General features: G+C 63.2%; 26 protein-coding genes, 2 tRNA genes and 1 pseudogene. 11 read left to right on the forward strand and 18 right to left on the reverse strand.

The features are described 5' to 3' along the window. Nucleotides 1-37: 37 nt before the first annotated feature. Nucleotides 38-586 (reverse strand): hypothetical protein, encoded by a 549-nt coding sequence (locus tag U5760_RS02125; protein WP_322009269.1) that lies wholly within the window; start codon nucleotides 584-586, stop codon nucleotides 38-40. Between U5760_RS02125 and U5760_RS02130 the strand changes: the two genes are divergently transcribed. Both U5760_RS02130 and U5760_RS02135 read left to right on the forward strand, forming a co-directional pair. After that, nucleotides 585-905: a hypothetical protein gene (locus U5760_RS02130; protein ID WP_322010051.1), complete on the forward strand. Its 321-nt coding sequence runs from the start codon at nucleotides 585-587 to the stop codon at nucleotides 903-905. The genes U5760_RS02125 and U5760_RS02130 overlap by 2 nt on opposite strands. Before the next feature lie 263 nt (nucleotides 906-1,168). Continuing rightward, nucleotides 1,169-1,861 (forward strand): hypothetical protein, encoded by a 693-nt coding sequence (locus tag U5760_RS02135; RefSeq protein ID WP_322009270.1) that lies wholly within the window; start codon nucleotides 1,169-1,171, stop codon nucleotides 1,859-1,861. A 19-nt stretch (nucleotides 1,862-1,880) separates the two neighbouring features. Here the strand turns inward: U5760_RS02135 and U5760_RS02140 are convergent, their stop codons facing one another. Then, a complete protein-coding gene (locus tag U5760_RS02140) occupies nucleotides 1,881-2,120 on the reverse strand; it encodes a hypothetical protein (protein WP_322009271.1) in 240 nt (79 codons plus the stop codon). 186 nt (nucleotides 2,121-2,306) lie between these two features. Next, entirely contained in the window at nucleotides 2,307-2,624 is a 318-nt protein-coding gene (locus tag U5760_RS02145; RefSeq protein ID WP_322009273.1) for a hypothetical protein, read from the reverse strand. Between the two features lie 168 nt (nucleotides 2,625-2,792). Between U5760_RS02145 and U5760_RS02150 the strand changes: the two genes are divergently transcribed. Further along, entirely contained in the window at nucleotides 2,793-3,008 is a 216-nt protein-coding gene (locus U5760_RS02150) for a DUF4224 domain-containing protein (RefSeq protein WP_322010001.1), read from the forward strand. Next, nucleotides 2,980-4,176 carry a hypothetical protein gene (locus U5760_RS02155; protein ID WP_322009275.1) on the forward strand — a complete coding sequence of 399 codons (1,197 nt, stop codon included), beginning with the start codon at nucleotides 2,980-2,982 and terminating at the stop codon, nucleotides 4,174-4,176. The genes U5760_RS02150 and U5760_RS02155 overlap by 29 nt, the downstream gene beginning before the upstream one ends. A gap of 235 nt (nucleotides 4,177-4,411) precedes the next feature. Here U5760_RS02155 and U5760_RS02160 read toward each other — a convergent pair whose 3' ends face one another. The 3 genes from U5760_RS02160 to dusA all read right to left on the reverse strand — a co-directional run bounded on the left by U5760_RS02160 (nucleotide 4,412) and on the right by dusA (nucleotide 6,495). Beyond that, nucleotides 4,412-5,119 (reverse strand): hypothetical protein, encoded by a 708-nt coding sequence (locus tag U5760_RS02160; protein ID WP_322009276.1) that lies wholly within the window; start codon nucleotides 5,117-5,119, stop codon nucleotides 4,412-4,414. Between the two features lie 147 nt (nucleotides 5,120-5,266). Then, nucleotides 5,267-5,342: transfer RNA gene (locus U5760_RS02165), tRNA-His, on the reverse strand. 94 nt (nucleotides 5,343-5,436) lie between these two features. Further along, nucleotides 5,437-6,495 carry a tRNA dihydrouridine(20/20a) synthase DusA gene (gene dusA / locus U5760_RS02170; RefSeq protein ID WP_322009277.1) on the reverse strand — a complete coding sequence of 353 codons (1,059 nt, stop codon included), beginning with the start codon at nucleotides 6,493-6,495 and terminating at the stop codon, nucleotides 5,437-5,439. Nucleotides 6,496-6,888: 393 nt separating this feature from the next. Between dusA and U5760_RS02175 the strand changes: the two genes are divergently transcribed. Beyond that, nucleotides 6,889-7,161: a hypothetical protein gene (locus U5760_RS02175; protein WP_322009279.1), complete on the forward strand. Its 273-nt coding sequence runs from the start codon at nucleotides 6,889-6,891 to the stop codon at nucleotides 7,159-7,161. A gap of 129 nt (nucleotides 7,162-7,290) precedes the next feature. On the opposite strand, the gene U5760_RS02180 is transcribed toward U5760_RS02175, so the two are convergent. Further along, nucleotides 7,291-7,536, reverse strand: coding sequence for a hypothetical protein (locus U5760_RS02180; protein WP_322009280.1), 246 nt, complete (start codon nucleotides 7,534-7,536; stop codon nucleotides 7,291-7,293). Nucleotides 7,537-7,811: 275 nt separating this feature from the next. Between U5760_RS02180 and U5760_RS02185 the strand changes: the two are divergent. After that, nucleotides 7,812-8,003 (forward strand): annotated as a pseudogene (locus U5760_RS02185) (RcnB family protein); the annotation flags it as partial. 55 nt (nucleotides 8,004-8,058) lie between these two features. Here U5760_RS02185 and U5760_RS02190 read toward each other — a convergent pair. After that, nucleotides 8,059-8,442: a hypothetical protein gene (locus U5760_RS02190; RefSeq protein WP_322009285.1), complete on the reverse strand. Its 384-nt coding sequence runs from the start codon at nucleotides 8,440-8,442 to the stop codon at nucleotides 8,059-8,061. A gap of 72 nt (nucleotides 8,443-8,514) precedes the next feature. Between U5760_RS02190 and U5760_RS02195 the strand changes: the two genes are divergently transcribed. Beyond that, on the forward strand, nucleotides 8,515-8,775 hold the full coding sequence (locus U5760_RS02195; protein ID WP_322009287.1) for a hypothetical protein: 261 nt from the start codon (nucleotides 8,515-8,517) through the stop codon (nucleotides 8,773-8,775). Nucleotides 8,776-8,807: 32 nt separating this feature from the next. Here the strand turns inward: U5760_RS02195 and U5760_RS02200 are convergent, their stop codons facing one another. The 5 genes from U5760_RS02200 to ssuD are packed head-to-tail and all read right to left on the reverse strand — an operon-like array spanning nucleotide 8,808 to nucleotide 12,342. Continuing rightward, entirely contained in the window at nucleotides 8,808-9,047 is a 240-nt protein-coding gene (locus U5760_RS02200; RefSeq protein ID WP_322009288.1) for a hypothetical protein, read from the reverse strand. Nucleotides 9,048-9,098: 51 nt separating this feature from the next. Further along, entirely contained in the window at nucleotides 9,099-9,314 is a 216-nt protein-coding gene (locus tag U5760_RS02205) for a TOBE domain-containing protein (protein WP_028229590.1), read from the reverse strand. Nucleotides 9,315-9,359: 45 nt separating this feature from the next. Beyond that, a complete protein-coding gene (locus U5760_RS02210; protein ID WP_322009289.1) occupies nucleotides 9,360-10,310 on the reverse strand; it encodes an ATP-binding cassette domain-containing protein in 951 nt (316 codons plus the stop codon). Continuing rightward, the gene (gene ssuC / locus U5760_RS02215) at nucleotides 10,307-11,146 is read right to left on the reverse strand and encodes an aliphatic sulfonate ABC transporter permease SsuC (protein ID WP_322009290.1); all 840 of its coding nucleotides are present in this window, start codon (nucleotides 11,144-11,146) and stop codon (nucleotides 10,307-10,309) included. Before ssuC ends, U5760_RS02210 begins: the two co-directional genes overlap by 4 nt. A gap of 38 nt (nucleotides 11,147-11,184) precedes the next feature. Continuing rightward, the gene (gene ssuD, locus U5760_RS02220; RefSeq protein ID WP_322009292.1) at nucleotides 11,185-12,342 is read right to left on the reverse strand and encodes an FMNH2-dependent alkanesulfonate monooxygenase; all 1,158 of its coding nucleotides are present in this window, start codon (nucleotides 12,340-12,342) and stop codon (nucleotides 11,185-11,187) included. Between the two features lie 346 nt (nucleotides 12,343-12,688). On the opposite strand from ssuD, the gene U5760_RS02225 reads away from it, so the two are divergent. Continuing rightward, on the forward strand, nucleotides 12,689-13,114 hold the full coding sequence (locus tag U5760_RS02225; RefSeq protein WP_322009293.1) for a hypothetical protein: 426 nt from the start codon (nucleotides 12,689-12,691) through the stop codon (nucleotides 13,112-13,114). Nucleotides 13,115-13,166: 52 nt separating this feature from the next. Here the strand turns inward: U5760_RS02225 and U5760_RS02230 are convergent, their stop codons facing one another. From U5760_RS02230 to U5760_RS02240, 3 genes are all read right to left on the reverse strand, one after another. Then, nucleotides 13,167-14,324, reverse strand: a complete 1,158-nt coding sequence (locus U5760_RS02230) for an enoyl-CoA hydratase/isomerase family protein (protein WP_322009294.1) — start codon at nucleotides 14,322-14,324, stop codon at nucleotides 13,167-13,169. Between the two features lie 97 nt (nucleotides 14,325-14,421). Then, entirely contained in the window at nucleotides 14,422-15,096 is a 675-nt protein-coding gene (locus U5760_RS02235) for a TetR/AcrR family transcriptional regulator (RefSeq protein WP_322009295.1), read from the reverse strand. 102 nt (nucleotides 15,097-15,198) lie between these two features. Continuing rightward, nucleotides 15,199-15,483: a DUF1488 domain-containing protein gene (locus U5760_RS02240; protein WP_322009296.1), complete on the reverse strand. Its 285-nt coding sequence runs from the start codon at nucleotides 15,481-15,483 to the stop codon at nucleotides 15,199-15,201. Between the two features lie 239 nt (nucleotides 15,484-15,722). On the opposite strand from U5760_RS02240, the gene U5760_RS02245 reads away from it, so the two are divergent. After that, a complete protein-coding gene (locus U5760_RS02245) occupies nucleotides 15,723-15,938 on the forward strand; it encodes a hypothetical protein (protein WP_322009298.1) in 216 nt (71 codons plus the stop codon). Nucleotides 15,939-15,970: 32 nt separating this feature from the next. Here the strand turns inward: U5760_RS02245 and U5760_RS02250 are convergent, their stop codons facing one another. Together U5760_RS02250 and U5760_RS02255 are read right to left on the reverse strand one after the other, a co-directional pair. Next, nucleotides 15,971-16,303, reverse strand: a complete 333-nt coding sequence (locus U5760_RS02250; RefSeq protein WP_415914037.1) for a DMT family transporter — start codon at nucleotides 16,301-16,303, stop codon at nucleotides 15,971-15,973. Nucleotides 16,304-16,313: 10 nt separating this feature from the next. After that, the gene (locus U5760_RS02255) at nucleotides 16,314-16,811 is read right to left on the reverse strand and encodes a heme-degrading domain-containing protein (protein WP_322009302.1); all 498 of its coding nucleotides are present in this window, start codon (nucleotides 16,809-16,811) and stop codon (nucleotides 16,314-16,316) included. A gap of 194 nt (nucleotides 16,812-17,005) precedes the next feature. On the opposite strand from U5760_RS02255, the gene U5760_RS02260 reads away from it, so the two are divergent. After that, nucleotides 17,006-17,082 (forward strand) — tRNA-Met (locus tag U5760_RS02260). A gap of 344 nt (nucleotides 17,083-17,426) precedes the next feature. Continuing rightward, complete coding sequence (locus U5760_RS02265) at nucleotides 17,427-17,873, forward strand: hypothetical protein (protein ID WP_322009303.1); 447 nt, start codon at nucleotides 17,427-17,429, stop codon at nucleotides 17,871-17,873. Nucleotides 17,874-18,025: the final 152 nt, after the last annotated feature.

The raw sequence follows: 18,025 nt of genomic DNA on the forward strand, positions 1-18,025 counted from the left end.
AACACGAATGCCGACAGCAACCTCCCGCCCGACTATCTCAAACGAGCCGCGAAAGAGCTTTCGTGGCCTCCTTGAGCGTTGCGACCTCCCCTGCAAAAAGGCGTCCAATCGTGATCCGCTGAGATTGGTGACCAGCGTCAACAACTTCCTCAGAGCCGAGTTTCAATCGAATTCGGCGCATTGCATCGGTTGCACGGGTGGTTTGCCGAACAACCTCCACCGAGTCAATCTCGTGAAGCGGAATCTTTGCAAGCGCTTCGTGTGCGTACTCAACTTCCGAAAAATCGAGACTCGCGAAGTGATGGAACGCGTCCGTAAAGTCTTCGGGTATTTCGAGTTTCTTTGTGACTGCTTCAACGGAGATTTCAACCAGCGCACATATGGCACGGATACGGTTCTTGCGCTGCAGATCGGCCTGATAGCGCAGGAGCAACGCGCTGGCAAAGATTGCCCCGATAGATCCAACCGCCTGCACCCACGAGGCGGAAGTATTGGCATCAACCGGCGGATGCAGCCAGCCCAACGTTGCCGCCCAACCGATGACGCAACCGGCACAGAACAAGCCAGCGCTGGTGAGGTATCTCATGCGTGAACGCCCAATTTTGTTTTCTGCCCCGATGGTACGAGCGATCCTCGACGACAGCAAGACGCAGACGCGCCGCCTCGTGAAGACGTCGCACGCCGGCTATCGTTGCCCGTTCGGCGGACCTGGCGACCATCTGTGCGTACGCGAATCGTTCCTCTTCACCAGCGATTTCGACGAAGATAGCCCGGCGCGCGTCGGCGAACGATGCCTCGATGCAGGTTACAGGACGGCACGGGCTCCGATCCAATGCGGCGCCGACGTTGCGAAGCGTGACTGGGTCTGGGTCGTCGAGTTTCAGCCCGTCAACGGAGTAACCTGACCATGCCTATGTGCGCTCTCCCGGCACTACTCGCAGTCGCGGCTACCGTGACGGCAGCGTGCCTCTCTGTAATGGCTGGATGGCAGCGTGGCGGCCTCCTGGCTGAACGCGTCCTGTGGATTGCAGTGGGCGTGGTGCTGGTCGTGGCCGCTCACCTGCTCCCCGCCCTCTGCCGCCCACATGGGCGGCGCCTGCGTGCCGTAGGCACCCTACTCTGGCTTGCGTGCATCGCCGCCACCTGCTGCGGTCACGCTGTCTTTTTCATGACCGCGGCCCGTCACGCAGGCGAACTGCGCGCCGACGAAGTTCCGGTCGCAAGCGTGACTGGTCGTGACCTCGTTGCGATTGCACGAGACCGCGCCGACGTAGTAACGCGCCTCGCCCGCATCACGGCGCGCCGCTGCGTCGAGCCGTGCACCGGTCAGCGAGTCGAGCGAGCCGCCGCCGCGGCGAAAGTGGATGCGCTCGATGTCGAGAGGAAGGAAGCGCTCCGCGTCGAGGCCGCACAGGACCGAGCCACCGCGGCCCGCGTCGCTGCCCGTGTTGACCCGGTGGCCGGCGCCTTAACCGCGTTCGGGCTGCCGACCGCGAGCGCCGACCTGATTGCAGGGCTTGCGTTCGCTGGCGTATTGGAAGCTGTCGCCTGCTTCGCTTGGCTACTCGCGCTGCGCCCGGTTGCCGTGACTACTCCCGTGGCCGAAACGGCGGGAACACCCGCACAGCAAGGGAGTCACGTAAAAGTAACGGCTCCAGTCACGACCGAGAGTCACGTTACGGCGCCAGTCGCGCTGCCAGTCGTAGTCGTGCAGACCGACGACCTGACCCGAGTCCGCGAAGCAGTCACCGCCGGCACGCTGCGCGCGACCGTGACCGAGATCCGTAAGTTTCTGTGCTGCTCGCAGTCACGCGCCGCAGCGGTCCGCAAGCAGCTTGAACCCGCAATCAACGCGACCTGAATCGGTCATGACCAATCGCCTATCCCTCGTTGTCGATCTCAGTTGCTGCCGTGGCGAATCCGAAGTCGAAGGCCTCACGCTCCGTATCGGAGAGGAAGCGGCCCTCGACCTTATGGCGCGAGCCATCGCGAGTGATGTAGATGTGCACTGGCCATTTATCCGACATCGCGTCGTATCCGGTAGCCACTTCGATAGTTCGCCCCTTGTATTCTTCGGTTTGTGCGTTGCGATGCCCAGTCTCAATCTGAATGCGCGCCATGTCGCCCCCCCGGCTTGATAGATGTTGAACAGCACAAGAATTCGGGGCAGAACTCACCCGCACCTCTGGCGCATGGGCGCCGCGCTACACCGCACCCGGCGCTCCTGCGGCGGTAGCGCCGGAACAGGTCGGCAAGCAGAGTAGCCCGACAAGCCTACAGCGTGGACCTTTGCGGATTAGTAGCGCCTAAGCATTGAGGGGAGGCAAATCCGAGAAGTTATAGCCCGGAACTGCAGAAATAGACGGCACAACGCGCTTTTCGCCATCGTCACCGTCCACGACAGTCAAAAGCTGCCCCTGAACATACTTGCCGTCATTGGTCGGAAAGCCGATCTCGACGCGGTAGTCATGCTCGATCGCCTCAATGACTTCCGACACATCAACGTCCTCCGCATCGGACAGTCGATCTCTCGTCTCGAAGTCGTACTTGATCCAACGGACTTTTGTCAAATGGGGATAGCTCGGATGAAAACGACCTGCGATGACCAAGAAAGCAATATTCAAGGTTGAACTCCTTTAGGGCGCTTAACTTCTATTTCCGATTGATGGCAATGCACGTGCACTATTTTAAGGCTAACTCATGCAAACCATTGAGACAGATAACCGATTTTCCAATAAGGGGAATCGGAACACGTCAACAGGGTAACAAAAGGAGGACTTCTGAGCGACTACCTGACCACCTCCGAACTCGCGGACCTCATCGGCTGCAAGCCGAACCAGCGAGCCAGCATGATCGACTGGCTCTCGACTAACCGCTGGAAGTTCGTCGTGGATCGCAACGGCATTCCCAAGGTCGCACGCGCGTTCCGCGACTTGAAGCTTGGCCTTAGCACCGACACCAAAGCAACGAAATATGACAATGGGCCGAACCTCCAGGCATTCGCATAAACCCAAGGGCACGAACGAGCCGACCGGCATCGACCGGCTGTACAAGCGCACCGGAGTCCGCAAGGTCTCATTCTGGTACAAGTTCCCTGATGGCCGGAGCGAAACGTTTGCCACCGCGCCACGCGGAGATCGTGCCGCAATCCACGACGCGGAGCGGCTTGCGAAGCGGCGCGCCGTCGATATACAGGAAGGACAGATCGTCGCCGGGTCGGTCGCCGATGCAATCGACCGTTTTAAGACGGATACCGACCCGATCCACTTCCGCGACCAGTCGCGCGACGGAAAGTATGTGCGCGACTCGTACTACGAGAAGCTGACCCGCTTCTTCGGCAAGATGGCGCCAGCTCGCCTTGAGACAATTCACGGCTACCAGTACCTCGACGCCCGCGCCAAGGCCGGCGCGCCTGCGGGCGCCAACAAGGAGATGGCACTCATGCAGACGATGGGCAACTACTGGATTCGCTGGGGCCTTATCAAGACGAACCCGTTCGTCGGCATGATGCTGAACCAGACGGACCCCGACGTCCGCACCGTGACCAAGAGCCAGATTGTTCCGTTCTATCTGTGGGCCGTGCGCCAGCAGCAGGCATACCGGACAATGGGCGTGGCCGCGATGTTCACCTATCTGACCGGCTTCCGTGCCGCCGAGGTGCGACCGTTCCACATGTCGGGCCTGGGAGACGACGGTGTGATCGTCGTTTCGGCCAAACGCAAGAAGGGAGACGCCAAGATCGTCAAGCTGCGCGAGTGGTCGCCGCGCCTGCGCGTAGTCGTCGAGCGCGCGAAGCGCGACCGTAAGGTCGCCAGCATCTACCTATTCCCGAACCGGCGCGGGGAGGCGTATTCGAAGAGCGGCTGGACTTCGGTCTGGCAGGACGCCATGTATGCGTACATTGGCGAATTCGATCCTATGATGGCGCGCGAATTCGAAGCGAAGTGCAAACGTGAGGCCGCGCAGCGCCGTGGGGAGAAAGCGGACGATGTAGAACTCAAGCTAGTACAGCACCCGGCGTATTTCGCCCTCTCGGACGTGCGTCCGGCCGCCATCACCGCGAAGCTAGAGAATCGCGATGCCGACGCCTACGACTTCGCCGCTCACGCGAACCCGAACACGACACACAAGCACTACGACCGGCGCAAGGTGAAGCGGGCAGCCGCCACCGAATAGCGCAAGGTGGCGCGCCCGCGCGTGTATCGGTCGCACACGGAGGTCTCCAGCGGATTGCCGACCCCATGATGCCGTCTTTCGCGCGCAGTTGTCACGGCCTCGATCCCAAAACGAATCACCCAATTCGCTTTGAATGACCCAAATGAAAGAGGCTCCCACGCTGGAAGCCTTTTAAATCCGGTTGCGGAGAGAGGGAAATTCGACCCCCCGATAGGCTATTAACCTATACCCGCATTCAGTCCTCCGACGATGTATCGTCCGATTGATCTTCAAGCTGCGGAATGGGGGCGTCGCTCGGAAGCTCTTCGGATCGCGCTTGAGTGCGCCACGTAATTGTTGTGATTTCCCTAACTCGATCGATGATCGGTTTTGCATCTTTGCCCAGCTTACCAAGCGCAACTCCAGCGTCGCCAACCAGCCCCCATAGATGGTCGAGATCCGACATCCGCTTGTGCAGCTCCGTTTGCAGCTTCTCCAAGCGCATCAGTAGGCGGCGCTGATGCTTCTCTTCAAAATTGTCCGATGCACTGATCAGCTCGCGCAGCTCGTTTACGAGGTGCTGAACGCGATCTAAATCGCCCTGCGAAAACTCATAGGCAAATCCCGCGCCGATCGTCGCGATCATCGAGCGTTGAAGTCGCGCGAGTCTCGCCTTGATTTCAAGTCGGCGACATAGTTCAGCGACATGGCCATAAAAGCCGAAAATGTTCGAGCAGTCCATCGCTATATCGCCGGTTACGACCGGCTCCGCAGGCAAGTCGAGATCCGGGAGCAGCGATTCCTGCAACATTCCAGACAGCAGTGCGTAGGCCTCGATCATAAATTTGTGATCGTCGGCGCTCCAGTCTCCACGTCCCCGTGCGTCCATATCGTCGTAGATCTCGATGATGGCTTCGACCGGTGCGTCCTTCACCTTGGCCAAAAACGCTGCGTCGATTTTCATTATTTCCCCCTATGTGAGTGGGAAGTTTTGAACGCAAAAAAGCCCACGTCAGTGCGTGGGCTCGATTCCGAAATTCTGACTTTCGTTCCGAATTTTGCTACGTGAAAAGCTGGATCACTCGTAAGTGCTTGATACCACTGAATTCTCTGGGGTGGCTGATGGGACTCGAACCCACGACGACAGGAATCACAATCCTGGACTCTACCAACTGAGCTACAGCCACCACTGCACAACTTTGCTCGACTAACGCTGCTTTGAAAGCGGCTTCAATCAAGAAGCAAGATTATATACACACCCTATTGCGCTTGCCTAGACCTTCATTGAAATATTTCAGCAGGCGCTTGCGGTGAAACCACGCCCGGCGAGGCATCGCCCGGCACGACATCACGCGCCGCCGCACGCAGATATTCGCGTGCCTCTTCGAAAATAGCGAGATCGGCTTTCGCGAGCTTGCGGTTATCCGAGAGCACCCGGCGCCAGCCGCGCGCACCGGCTTCGCCACGGTAGAGTCCCAGTGCATGGCGCGTCATGGCACCGAGATACGTGCCGCGCGCGATTTCGTGCGCGCAGTACTCGATGAACTTCGCTTCGACCGCTTCGCGCGTGAGCGCGCTCTCCGTTGCGCCGTAGAACCGCGCGTCCACATCGGCCAGCACATACGGATTGTGATAAGCCTCGCGGCCGAGCATCACGCCATCCACATGCTGCAGATGGGTCTCGACTTCATCGAGCGTCGTGATGCCGCCGTTAATGATGATTTCCAGATGCGGGAAATCGCGCTTCAGCTGATACGCGTAGTCGTACTTGAGCGGCGGAATCTCGCGATTCTCCTTGGGGCTCAAGCCTTTGAGAATCGCATTGCGCGCGTGGACGACGAACACCTCGCAGCCCGCTTGCGCAACGGTGCCCACGAAGTCGCGCACGAAACCGTATTCCTCCACCGCATCCACGCCGATCCGGTGCTTGACCGTCACCGGCACCGAAACCGCGTCGCGCATGGCCTTTACGCAGTCGGCCACGAGTTGCGGCTCGTTCATGAGGCAGGCGCCGAACGCCCCGCGCTGCACACGCTCCGAAGGGCATCCGCAGTTCAGGTTGATCTCGTCGTAGCCCCACTGCTCGCCGAGTTTCGCCGAACGGGCGAGATCGTCCGGTTCGCTGCCGCCCAGTTGCAACGCCACCGGCGCTTCGGCCGGCGTGAAGGCCAGGTGCCGAGGCACGTCGCCGTGGAGCAGCGCGCCCGTCGTCACCATCTCCGTATACAGCCACGTGTGCCGGGAAATGATGCGATGCAGCGAGCGGCAGTGACGATCGGTCCAGTCCATCATCGGCGCGACGGAAACGCGGCGGGGGCTGGTGACAGGATTTGCGGACATGGCGAAAGAGCGCGAAAAAAACGGCGTGCGTGGATCAACCTTCTATTTTAACTCATGCGTCTGACGGTGTTGCGCGCTGCGCAAATGCCGCAGGAAGCGTTTCCAGCAAGGTTTTCCCGCCTAAAGACCCTGCCCGGAGTATGTAATCCGGCGCCAGGATTTGTGCACCGCAAGAAAATTTTTGGGACACCTATTAGGGTCTGTTCGTCGCTCAGCCAAGCCTGGATTGGCTCACAGGATTGTTTCTGGATCCGGAATGGTAAATTCGGATTATCGCGATTATTTTCCGATAGTAGGTGTATACACTAGGTTCCGTTGACGCAGCTCATGGGCACATGACCTCCCAGATGCGGCGCCTCCGATCCGCAATTGAACCTGATATTGGAGTCCACCATGAAGACCAAACTGATCGCAGCGCTGCTGGTCGCAGCTTCCGCTTCTGTTGCCGCTCCGGCGTTCGCCAGCGGCTACGGCCCGGCACCGTTCTATCATCCGGCCGTCGGTGCGCCGGCTTCGCAGCAAGGCGTGAGCGCCCAGACCGTCGCCGCCGAGCGCGCCGAACAAGCCGGTGTCGATTCGTCGTACGGCGGCGTCGCCAACACGGTCTCGCAGTCGGGCGGCCACGCAAAGGCTAACGGCCCGCAGTCGGTGTTCTTCGGCCAGTAAGCCTCGCCGCAAGCGCAAAGCCGCCTCGCTTTATCGCCGCACAAGCGGCTTTGCCGGGCAAAACGCCGGGTGTCCACAAGACATCCGGCGTTTTGCTTTGGTGCATCGGCTTCCGATAACACGCAACGGTCAAGGGTTCGCGGCCACGCGCTGGTCGATGGCCGCGCGGATGCGGTCGAACGAGGCGTCGAAAGCGTTGTCCTGGGTCGAAAAGCGTCCCGCGGCGACGCCGTCGACGGGTACGTTTGCCGTCAGGTCTGCATCGGTCAGGCTGCGGATCGTCTGGGATGAGACGAAGAAGCCCTGTTCGTGATCGCCGTTCACGCCGGCGATCATGTCGAAGCCCATGTACTCGTATTTGCGCTGGTTTTCCATCCATCCTCTCCTCGGTGGCCTGCCCGATTCTGGCACGTCTTCGCCGTCGACCTTCGCACGCCGGGCAAACATCTGCGCGGACACGCTCGGGCCGGTCGGCATGCGGCCTGTACTAACATGGGCTGCACCGCACGTGCGCGTATCGCGCCGCGCGGTCTTTCACCGATGTTCGAGGCCGTTCCAGGCAACAAACCAGGAGGTGAACAATGAAGAAACGTTTCGTGCTTCTCGCCGCGCTCGCGCTTCCCGCTGTGTTCACGTCGGTTTCGGCATTGGCGCAACAACCGCCGGAGTGGCACAAGGGCGACAGGGTCGCGCCCGAATACCGCGACCGCCAGTACGTGATCGACGACTGGCGCGAGTATCACCTGAAGGCGCCGCCGCGCGGCTTCCACTGGGTCGGCGTGGGCGGCCAGTATTATCTGGTGCGCAATTCGAACTGGGCGGTGGAGCGCGTCGGGCCCTGACCGCCTCTTTCAGGTGTCGCGCGGAGCAAAACGACTTGCAGGCACTTGCGCAGCGTCACGCTCCGCCGGCATGCGTCCGGCTGCGCCAAAGCAGCAACAGCCACGCCAGAAATATCCCGAGCGCCGCCCCTATGAATTCGCATAGCGCCCGCGTACCGATACTGTCCGGATCATGCACTTCGGCCAGCGCGACGCCCAGCAGAAACGGCGACTGCAGGTTGGCATAGTTGAAATAGAGCAGATTCCAGAGATCGCCGCTGGCGCTGGGCAGCAGGGAAAGCACGTACGACACGCCGAGCTGGGTCCCGAGGCTCCAGGGATTTTTGCGGGTCAGCCAGTGCACCAGCAGCAGCATGAAAAACGCGAACACCGCCGCAATGGCTCCCGCCTGGACGCCGCCGACGATGCCGTAACCCATCCACGATTGGTCGAATGGCATGGCAACGCCTCCTGATCATCTATACCGCCCTATTATGCCCAAATGCATGCGCTCCGGGCAGATTCGCAGGCCGTGCCGTTCATCGACTACGTGAGAAAGAAAGAAGAGATGCGTCCCGATCCAGGCCGCGCCGCGCCCGCCGACCGTCATGCGATCGAGGTGATCGTTCGCGACGCCTGCTCGCCGTACATCGCGCGTATTGGGCTGCAGCCGGGACCGATGCTGGGAGATTATGAAACCCTGATTGGCGAGGGCCAGGCCTGGTATCGCGAGACGCGCCAAGCCGAGGAAAAAGGCCTAAAGCGGGTATTCGTGGTCAGGCGCCTCGCCTGACCATCAACTACGTCTGCCGGCGTTCGATGTAGCTAGGCCGCTTGCCCATCCACCCACACCCGGGCCGCCGCGAACCCCGCCTCTGCCGCCGCATGTTCGGTAGACCAAAGGCGGTCGATATGTACGAGCTGCCAGTCCTTAACCACAGCGTTGCCGCGCAGCACGCGAAAGTGCGCCTTCACGCCCGTGAGCACCTGCTCGACCGCCACCTCGATATCGAAGTCCTTGTAGCGCTCCTGGTAGTCGCCCATGTCGAGGCCCTTCGGCTCCATGATCCGTCCTCCGTCGTGGCTGGCCGGATCATCGTAGCACTTCCGGGCGCCTTACAGCCTCGCGATCGATACCTCGGTCGACTTCACGAGCGCCACGACCTCGGAGCCCACCTTGAGGTCGAGTTCGTCGATCGAGCGCGTCGTGATCACCGACGTGACCACGCCGAACGGCGTATCCACGTCGACCTCGGAAACCACCGGTCCGCGGATGATCTCCTTGACCTTGCCACGAAACTGATTGCGCACGTTGATGGCGGAAATGCTCATAAAAGTCGGCTCCAAAGATTCGAAGGGAACTGCCAGAGAAAAATTTCAGAACGCCCAGCGGACGTCGGCGGCAAGCCGCAAAGTCGGGACATCGGGTTCGCGCCCCAGCACGCGATCGAGCACGCGCGCTTCCAGTTCGGCGAAGCGCGCGTCGGCGCGCTCGCGCGGCCGGCCGAGCGGCACCGCTTCGTCGAGTGCGATCTGCCCTGCTTCCACCAGCAGGATCCGGTCGCCCAGCGCCACGGCTTCGTGCACGTCGTGCGTGACGAGGAGCGCGGTAAAGCGATGCTCGCGCCACAAGCGTTCGATCAACGCGTGCATTTCGATACGCGTGAGCGCATCGAGCGCGCCCAGCGGTTCGTCCAGCAGCAGCAGGCTCGGCCGGTGCACCAGCGCACGCGCGAGCGCCACACGCTGACGCTGGCCGCCGGAGAGGCGCGCCGGCCATTCGTCGGCACGGGCGAGCAGGCCCACTTCGTTCAGCACGGCGCGCGCATCCTCGCGAGCGCCGCGGCCAAGGCCCAGCATCACGTTCTGCAACACGGTCTTCCAGGGCAGGAGACGTGCATCCTGGAACATGATGCGCGTATCGAGCGGCGCGCCCGCCTCGCCGTTGCGGATCAGCTCGCCCGCGTCCGGCGTTTCGAGCCCGGCCACGAGACGCAGCAGCGTGGACTTGCCGCAGCCGCTGCGGCCGACGATCGACACGAAGCTGCCGCGCTCGATCGACAGATCGAAGCCGTCGAGCACGACGCGCTCGCCGTAGCGCTTGCCCACGCCGCGCAACTCGACCGCCGGATCGACGGCGCGCGGGCCGCTGCGCAATAGCGTCACGGACGCCGCATCGCGCGGTTCCGGCGCGCTGCGATAGCGCTCGCGCCGTCCATCCTCCTCGCCATGTTCGCCGCGCTCGCGCTGCCGCTGCGCCTCGATTTCGGCCTGCAGGTCGCGGCCCGCAATGCCGCCATAGTTCGGTGCAAGGGTCGTCGCGCTCATGCGTCGCTCCCGGTTTGATAAGCGGGGTGCCAGCGCAGCGCGGCACGCTCGAGTCCCTTGGCGAGCACATCCGCCAGCTTGCCGAGCAGCGCGTACAGCAGGATGCCGACCACCACCACATCGGTTTGCAGGAATTCGCGCGCATTCATCGTCATGTAGCCGATACCCGATTGCGCGCTGATCGTCTCGGCGACGATCAGCGTCACCCACATGAGCCCGAGCGCAAAGCGCACGCCCACGAGAATCGACGGCAGCGCGCCCGGCAGGATCACGTCGCGATATAGGGCGAAGCCCCTGAGCCCATAGCTGCGCGCCATCTCGACGAGATTGGCGTCGACCGAGCGGATGCCGTGGAAGGTATTCACGTACATCGGGAAGAACACGCCCAGCGCGACGAGGAAAAGCTTGGCCTCTTCTTCGATGCCGAACCAGAGGATCACGAGCGGAATCATCGCGAGCGCGGGGATGTTGCGGATCATCTGCACGGTCGAATCGAGCGCAGTCTCGACCGGCTTGAAGAGTCCGGTCGCGAGCCCGAGGATCAGGCCGCAGCCCCCGCCGATGGCGAAGCCCGCCAGCGCGCGCCAGGTGCTCACGCGCACGTCCTGCCACATCTCGCCCGACTGGATGAGACCCCAGGCGGCCTTGAAAACCGCGAGCGGCTCGGGCAGCACGCGCGACGACAGTGTGCCGGTGCGCGCGGCCAGCTCCCACGCCGCGAGGATCGCGAGCGGCACGATCCAGGGTGCCAGCTTCGCGAACACGGCACGCAGCAGCGGGCCGAACGTACGCCTCTCACGCGGCACGGCGACCGCGGCAACAGCGGATTGACTCATCACATCCTCTCCCCGACCGGTTCAGAGCGCGCAGGCGCTCAGCTCGCGCTCGCTCTCGGCAGATACTGGTTGCCCACCACCTCGCCGAACGGTCCCGAAAGCGGGCCGTTCGAGCTTTTCGCCTGGCGTCCCGGCAGCAGCGGGAATACGAGCTCGGCAAACCGGTAGGATTCCTCAAGGTGTGGATATCCGGAGAGAATGAACGTCTCGATGCCGAGGTCCGCGTATTCCTTCATGCGCGCCGCCACCTGCTCCGGATTGCCGACGAGCGCCGTGCCCGCACCGCCGCGCACGAGACCCACGCCGGCCCAGAGGTTCGGATACACCTCGAGATCCTTGCGCGTGCCGCGCTTGCCGCCGTGCAGCGCGGCCATGCGGCGCTGGCCTTCGGAATCCATCTTGTTGAACGCACTCTGCGCGCGCGCAATGGTCTCGTCGTCGAGCCGGCTGATGAGGCGCTCGGCATCGGCCCACGCTTCCTCTTCGGTCTCGCGCACGATCACGTGCAGACGGATGCCGAAGCGAATCGTGCGGCCACGGTCGGCCGCGCGCTTGCGAATGTCGGCGATCTTCTTCGCCACGGCTTCGGGCGGTTCGCCCCAGGTGAGATAGGTGTCGATATGCTCGCCCGCCATGTCGTGCGCGGCGGGCGACGAGCCCCCGAACCACAGCGGCGGATGCGGATGCTGCACCGGCGGATAGAGCGCCTTGCCGCCCTTCGAACTCAGATGCTTGCCGTCGAAGTCGATCGCTTCGTTCGTATGCGAAGCGGCCAGCAGCTTGCGCCAGATATGCAGGAATTCGTCGGTGATTTCATAACGCGTGTCGTGATCGACGAAGAGGCCATCGCCTTCGAGTTCGGCCGAATCGCCACCGGTCACGACGTTGATGAGAAGACGCCCGTTCGACAGCCGGTCGAAGGTGGCGGCCATGCGTGCCGAAAACCCCGGCGACGAGAGGCCCGGACGGATCGCCACCAGAAACTTCAGGCGCCGCGTGGCGGCGATCAGGCTCGATGCGACAACCCACGCGTCTTCGCACGAACGGCCCGTCGGCAGCAGCACGCCTTCGTAGCCCAGCGTATCGGCGGCGACGGCGACTTGCTGGAAGTACGCGAGGTCAGCGGCGCGCGCGCCCTCGGACGTACCCAGATAACGGCTGTCGCCATGGGTCGGGATGAACCAGAACACATTCATGCATAGCTCCTGCGTGTGCGAGACGAGAACGGGCTGAACGGGGGCGCGCCAATGGCAAAGCGCGGTCGCCCGCCGACGGCGGGGGCCGTCTTTCTTCATGGGGAATCAGTCTAGGGAGGGGGGCTACGCTTTTGAACGATTTTTTAAAGCTTAGGTTTTCCACTTTCGTGATTAGCCCGACGCTTTAACATACGAGAGCGCAACCGCGCGGGCGCGGCGCCGATATAATGGCGCACACCGACAAAAAGCCCGGCAGGCCGCGCGGGGAGCCGAAACTGGTCTCACGTTCCACGCTCTTTTGCGCGCCCCATGCCAAGGCCCACGCACTCTCGCCTTTCAAAGTTAAATGCAAAAACTGATCCTGCCGTTTCTGTCCGGCTTTCTCGCTTCGCTCTTCTTTCGCGAGGCAACGCTGGCGCTCCTGCATGCCGCCCAGGTCATCGACGCAACGGGTTTTTCGACCGAGCCCTTCCTGCCCTTCGGCCTGCCCGAGTTTCTCGTGAACGCGATCTGGAGCGCCCTGTGGGCGGTGCCGATGGCGTGGCTCCTGCGCGTGTCGCCCGCGCGGCCCGCACCGTGGGTGCAGGCCTTCGTGTTCGGCGGCCTCGTGCTCACGGCCGCGATGGTGTTCGTGGTCGATCCGCTGCGCGGGATCTGGCCGAGCGGCAACATGCTGCCGCGGCTCGCGCAGGGCTTCGCTTCGAATGCGGTATGGGGCTGGGGCGCACTCGTCTTCATGCGCGCCTTCATGAGCGAAACGATCGACGACTGATCCCGGCGTCAGTCCTTCAAGGTCAGTCCTTCAAGGTCAGCCCTTCAACGGGTCAACCCGTCAAATCGCGCAGCGGATGGCTCGTGGCCGGCCACGGGCTCTCGAACATCCGCTCCACCTCCTCGCGCGGCACCGCCTCGATGCAATCGAAGCGCCAGTGCGGGCGATTGTCCTTGTCGATGATGCGCGCGCGTATGCCTTCCATCACGTCGCCGCGCGCGAAGCTCGAACGCGTGAGATCCAGATCGCGCCTCAGCACGTCCGCCATCGTCCCTTCCGCACGCGAGACCACATCGAGCGACACCGCCATCGAAAGCGGCGAACGCTCGCGCAACACGCCCGCGGTCTGCTCGGCCCATTCGGACTCGGGCCCCTGCGCTTCGCGCTGCACCGCCTCGAGCGAGGCGAGGATGGCGGGCACGTCCGGCAGCGAAAAATGGCGGTCGATCCAGGTGCGCGCCTCGGCCAGCACTGAAGCGTCGGCGGGCGGCTGCGTCTCCTCTTTCGCCGTCGCGTCGCGCCGGATGCGGGCGACCACGCCCTCGCCCGTCGCGAACGATTCGGTCTCCAGCGCATCGATCAGCGCGGGCCACGCGCTCTCGTCGAGATACGCGTCGGCGAGTCCCGCATAGAGCGCGGAGGCGGCGTCGATCGTCTCACCCGTCACGGCCATATAGCGCCCGAGCGCGCCCGGCGTGCGGGCGAGAAACCAGCCCATACCCACGTCGGGAAAGAGGCCAATGCGCGTTTCGGGCATGGCGAGGCGCGTGGACGCCCCCACCACGCGCAGGCCGCCCGTGCGGTGCGCGCCCTGCGAGATCCCCATGCCGCCGCCCATCACCACGCCGTTCATGAACGCGATATAGGGCTTCGGATAGGTGAAGATCGTGTGATTGAGGCGGTATTCCCCGGTGAAGAAGGTGTCGAGCGCGGCCTGATCGCCTGCTCGATACGACTGGTAAAGAAAGCGGATGTCACCGCCCGCACAGAACGCGCGCGCGTGGCGCGAGCGAACGACCACGGCGAGCACGTCGGCATCGTCGCGCCAGCAGTCGAGTGCCGCGAGCATCGCACGGACCATGGCGGTCGAGAGTGCGTTGAGCGCCTCGGGACGCTCGAGCTCGATGAAGCCGATGCGATTCGCTACGCGAGTGACGACCTGCTGGCCGACCTCGACGGCGGCTGAACGGGCGGAAGCTTCCTGTGGCATGGCAATCGAAATGATGGAAAACGGACGTGTAAGCACACTGAAAAGACGCCACTTCGCGCGCGCTGCCAGAACGAAAATGGCTGCCGTGCCGAGCCTATCACGTCGACGCTGCCCGGGTCGGCTTCCCGGCGCGCTTGCGCCCGGCCGCCGCCGTACCGAGCCATGCCGCGAGCGCCGCCTCGACTACCCGTTCGAGCGATGGACCGGCAAAACCGGGACGCGTGAGCGCCAGCATCACGATGCCGTGCAGCGTCGCCCATAGCGCGGCGGCATGGGGCGCATCGGTCGTGGGCCCGAGCGCGGCGAGCGCTTCGGCGAATACGCGAACCACGGGTTCGGCGTCCGGGCCCGGCATGCCCTCTTCTGGCTGCACCGTCGGCACGTCGACGAAAACGAGGCGGTAAGTCTCCGGATGCGCCTCGCCAAACGCGACATAGGCCTGCGCGAGCGCGCGCAGCCGGCCCGCCGGATCGACGACCTGAATCTGAGCATCGAGCGCCTCGCGCAACTGCGCGTAGCCTTCGGCGCCCAGCGCTCGCGCGATCTCGTCGCGGTTTTCGAAGTAGAGATAGAGGGAAGCCGGCGAATAACCGATCGCATCGGCAATCTTGCGCATGGAGAGCGCCGCGAAACCGTCGCGCACCACGATGCGCCGCGCGGCATCGAGAATGCGTCCGCGCTGTGCCTGCCGCAATGCCGGCCGCTCGGCCTCGCCTGCCCGGCCGCCGTGTGCGCGGCCCGGTGTCTGTTCCATCTGTACGGTGCGTCCCATTCCGGCGATTGTCGCGGCCGGGCGCTCAAAAGTCGAGATAGACGCACGCCCGAGGCACGCTTCGCCCGCCAGGCGCGATGTGAAACCGTGTCCTCTCGCGCGCTACGAGGCGAGCCGCCCCGGCGGAAAATGCCCGCTCTTGAGTAAAACGGGCGTGCCGTTGCTGAGTTCCAGATGGGTACGGGCCACCTGTTCGATGCGGGTGCGGCCTGCATCGAAAGCCTCCATCGAGGCATCGCGGTTCGAAGCCCGCGCGCCGAAATGGTCCTCGAGCGCTTCCACGGAAATCGCACACGGCACCCGGGCACCATCGACAAGCGCCGCGAACACGATGGTCAGATTCGAATCCCGATAGACCGGTGTGTCGGAAAGAAAGCGGATGTCCATCTCCAGCCTCATTGGACAATTGGTCGGAAGAACCGCGCCGGCGGACGGCGGGACAGCCCATCAATGTTACGCCTCGCGAGCGCACGACGTCGCGAACGCGCGTGCTTGCGGGGGGCGGCACATGGCGTGCGAGGACGGTGGACGAATGCCCCCGGACCCTGCAACACTTGCGCTTGCCCATGCCCGGGCGCAACCGGGGGCCCATCTTCCGTTTCAATACACAGGTTTTCACGCACACCATGGACGCACAACTCACCGGCCGCTATTTCATCGACGAGAAGGAAACGCCCGAGCCGCAAGCGGCAAAGCGCTGGTTCCGCTATGCAGAGGAACACGGCATCGACGTCGCGCGGGCGATCAGCCTGTGGGAAGACGCCGCGACGCCCGAAGGCGAGAAGAGCCGCGGCACCGTGGCCGCAGCGGGCATCCGCATCGTGCCGCCTACGTCACGATAAAGGCGATCGTCACGGCAGCAGGCGCAACGCTTTCAGTGCGCTTGCATCTTCGAGAACAGGTTGAGCACGACCACGCCGGCCACGATCAGACCCAGACCGAGCACGGCCGGCAGATCGGGTATCTGGCGATAAAGCGCCATGGCGACCAGCGTGATGAGCACGATGCCCACGCCCGACCACACTGCATAGACGATCCCGACGGGAATGCTGCGCAGCGTGAGCGAGAGCCCGTAGAACGCGAGCCCGTATCCCAGCACGACGATGGTGGAAGGCACGAGCCGCGTGAAGCCGTTCGAGGCGCGCAATGCGGAAGTGGCGATCACCTCCGCGATGATGGCGATGACGAGCCAGGTCCAGGGAGTCAGCCGCATCGTCTCACGCCCTCGCGAGCGTGAGCTGGCCAAAGTCCGCGCCGAGCTGCGCGCACAGCGCCTCGACGACGAGTTCGTGATCCGCGCGCTGCGGCAGCCCCGACACGGTGACGGAACCGATCACGCCCGCCCCGGCAACGGCGAGCGGAAACGCGCCGCCGTGCGGCGCGAAGTCGGCAACGGGCAGCCCGTGCTTTTCGGCGAGCGTCGTGCCCGCCTGCTGCATGCGCAGGCCGATGGCATACGAGCTGCGGCGGAAATGCTCGACGACGCGCGACTTGCGGCGCACCCAGTCCACGTTGTCGGGCGTCGTGCCGTCGAGCGCGCTGAAAAAGAGCGGCTGGCCGAACGTGCGCACGTCGATGGCGATGGCGAGCGCGCGCTCGCGGGCAAGTTCGTGCAGGCAAGAACCCAGTTCCCAGGCGCGGGCGGCGTCGAAACGGGGGAAGACCAGAGCCGCTTCCTGCGCGGCGATCGATTGCAGATCCTGTGCGATATCCATGGGGCAAGAACGGTAAAAAACGGTAGAAAGTGAAGGTGGCAGCGGACTGCAAGCGAGTCCGCTGCTGGGGCCATGTCAGGTCCCCGATTCTAGCCCGAGGCCGCCGGCAAGCGTCCTGCAAACGGTTCGAAGGCGATTCGTCATTCTCTGTTGCAATGCGAAAGCCAACGCGCTATAATCTTTTCTTCGACGGACGCGGGGTGGAGCAGTCTGGCAGCTCGTCGGGCTCATAACCCGAAGGTCGTAGGTTCAAATCCTACCCCCGCAACCAAAGCCCAGTAAGGGCTTTGCTCGATTTACCCGGTTATCTGAGCAGATAGTTTTTTTGCTTTAGGACAATCTGAGAACGAGTCGGGCACGAATCAGGCAAATCCGTCACGACATCAAACCCGCTTAGGCGGGTTTTTTTGTTTTCCGGAGCTGTGACAGCTTCGCAACCCTTCCCCTCCCCGACGACGTACCAGCCTGAGCGAGCGGCACGGCGTGTCGGAATTCAAGCGCGCGGCCCCGCTATCATGACGCACCACCACCGGGACCGCGCATGAAAAGAGCAACCGAGATTGCCGAACTTGCCCTGAAGGTGCTTTCGTGCATTGCCATCGTTGTCGCGGGTACATGGGCGCTTTGGACCTTCTGGCCTGGTGGCGCGACGGACTCGCCATAGAAGCGCAAATCCTCCCCTACAGCGACGATATGCGCTTGCTCGTCGTGCATGTACGTTCAAAAAATCCCCGTAACACGACCTTCGAGCTTTTCAGCAAGGAACACGACTCGTTCGTGCGTCGCGTGCGCAAGCTTGCGCCGGACGCAAAGGCGGAAACGGTGTTTCCCGAAGACCAAGGCGACCTTCTGGCGACTGTCGATATTCTGGCCCGCGCGGGCGGCGACTATGAGTCCGTGCCGGGCGCGGAAATGGACGATATGCAAGCCATCGTCGTGCCAGGCGGCGCCACCGTTTCCCTGACCGCCGACATGGAAATGCACACGGGAACGCTGAACGAACACGGCAAACCCGATACGGAGACGAATGGCGCATCGGCTATCGTCCATGTTGGCCCGTAGAGCCGTCAGCGGACAAAAAAACGCCCGCACAGGCGGGCGGAGGTGAGGAGACCAAGGGCGCATCGGGGCGACCCTCGCGATGACTTTAGCGCGCGCCCGGTCGCCGTGCACCTATCCGAACGGACAGGTCGCATGATGCGTCGGCGCAATAA

The organism is Paraburkholderia sp. J12 (genome assembly GCF_905220215.1).
Lineage (GTDB): Bacteria > Pseudomonadota > Gammaproteobacteria > Burkholderiales > Burkholderiaceae > Paraburkholderia.

Coding starts and splice junctions, on each gene's coding strand:
- U5760_RS02130 (WP_322010051.1), top strand. CDS start 585: ATGCGTGAACGCCCAATTTTGTTTTCTGCCCCGATGGTACGAGCGATC.
- U5760_RS02125 (WP_322009269.1), bottom strand. CDS start 586: ATGAGATACCTCACCAGCGCTGGCTTGTTCTGTGCCGGTTGCGTCATC.
- U5760_RS02135 (WP_322009270.1), top strand. CDS start 1,169: ATGACCGCGGCCCGTCACGCAGGCGAACTGCGCGCCGACGAAGTTCCG.
- U5760_RS02140 (WP_322009271.1), bottom strand. CDS start 2,120: ATGGCGCGCATTCAGATTGAGACTGGGCATCGCAACGCACAAACCGAA.
- U5760_RS02155 (WP_322009275.1), top strand. CDS start 2,980: ATGGGCCGAACCTCCAGGCATTCGCATAAACCCAAGGGCACGAACGAG.
- U5760_RS02160 (WP_322009276.1), bottom strand. CDS start 5,119: ATGAAAATCGACGCAGCGTTTTTGGCCAAGGTGAAGGACGCACCGGTC.
- dusA (WP_322009277.1), bottom strand. CDS start 6,495: ATGTCCGCAAATCCTGTCACCAGCCCCCGCCGCGTTTCCGTCGCGCCG.
- U5760_RS02175 (WP_322009279.1), top strand. CDS start 6,889: ATGAAGACCAAACTGATCGCAGCGCTGCTGGTCGCAGCTTCCGCTTCT.
- U5760_RS02180 (WP_322009280.1), bottom strand. CDS start 7,536: ATGGAAAACCAGCGCAAATACGAGTACATGGGCTTCGACATGATCGCC.
- U5760_RS02190 (WP_322009285.1), bottom strand. CDS start 8,442: ATGCCATTCGACCAATCGTGGATGGGTTACGGCATCGTCGGCGGCGTC.
- U5760_RS02200 (WP_322009288.1), bottom strand. CDS start 9,047: ATGGAGCCGAAGGGCCTCGACATGGGCGACTACCAGGAGCGCTACAAG.
- U5760_RS02205 (WP_028229590.1), bottom strand. CDS start 9,314: ATGAGCATTTCCGCCATCAACGTGCGCAATCAGTTTCGTGGCAAGGTC.
- U5760_RS02210 (WP_322009289.1), bottom strand. CDS start 10,310: ATGAGCGCGACGACCCTTGCACCGAACTATGGCGGCATTGCGGGCCGC.
- ssuC (WP_322009290.1), bottom strand. CDS start 11,146: ATGAGTCAATCCGCTGTTGCCGCGGTCGCCGTGCCGCGTGAGAGGCGT.
- ssuD (WP_322009292.1), bottom strand. CDS start 12,342: ATGAATGTGTTCTGGTTCATCCCGACCCATGGCGACAGCCGTTATCTG.
- U5760_RS02225 (WP_322009293.1), top strand. CDS start 12,689: ATGCAAAAACTGATCCTGCCGTTTCTGTCCGGCTTTCTCGCTTCGCTC.
- U5760_RS02230 (WP_322009294.1), bottom strand. CDS start 14,324: ATGCCACAGGAAGCTTCCGCCCGTTCAGCCGCCGTCGAGGTCGGCCAG.
- U5760_RS02235 (WP_322009295.1), bottom strand. CDS start 15,096: ATGGGACGCACCGTACAGATGGAACAGACACCGGGCCGCGCACACGGC.
- U5760_RS02240 (WP_322009296.1), bottom strand. CDS start 15,483: ATGGACATCCGCTTTCTTTCCGACACACCGGTCTATCGGGATTCGAAT.
- U5760_RS02245 (WP_322009298.1), top strand. CDS start 15,723: ATGGACGCACAACTCACCGGCCGCTATTTCATCGACGAGAAGGAAACG.
- U5760_RS02255 (WP_322009302.1), bottom strand. CDS start 16,811: ATGGATATCGCACAGGATCTGCAATCGATCGCCGCGCAGGAAGCGGCT.
- U5760_RS02265 (WP_322009303.1), top strand. CDS start 17,427: ATGGGCGCTTTGGACCTTCTGGCCTGGTGGCGCGACGGACTCGCCATA.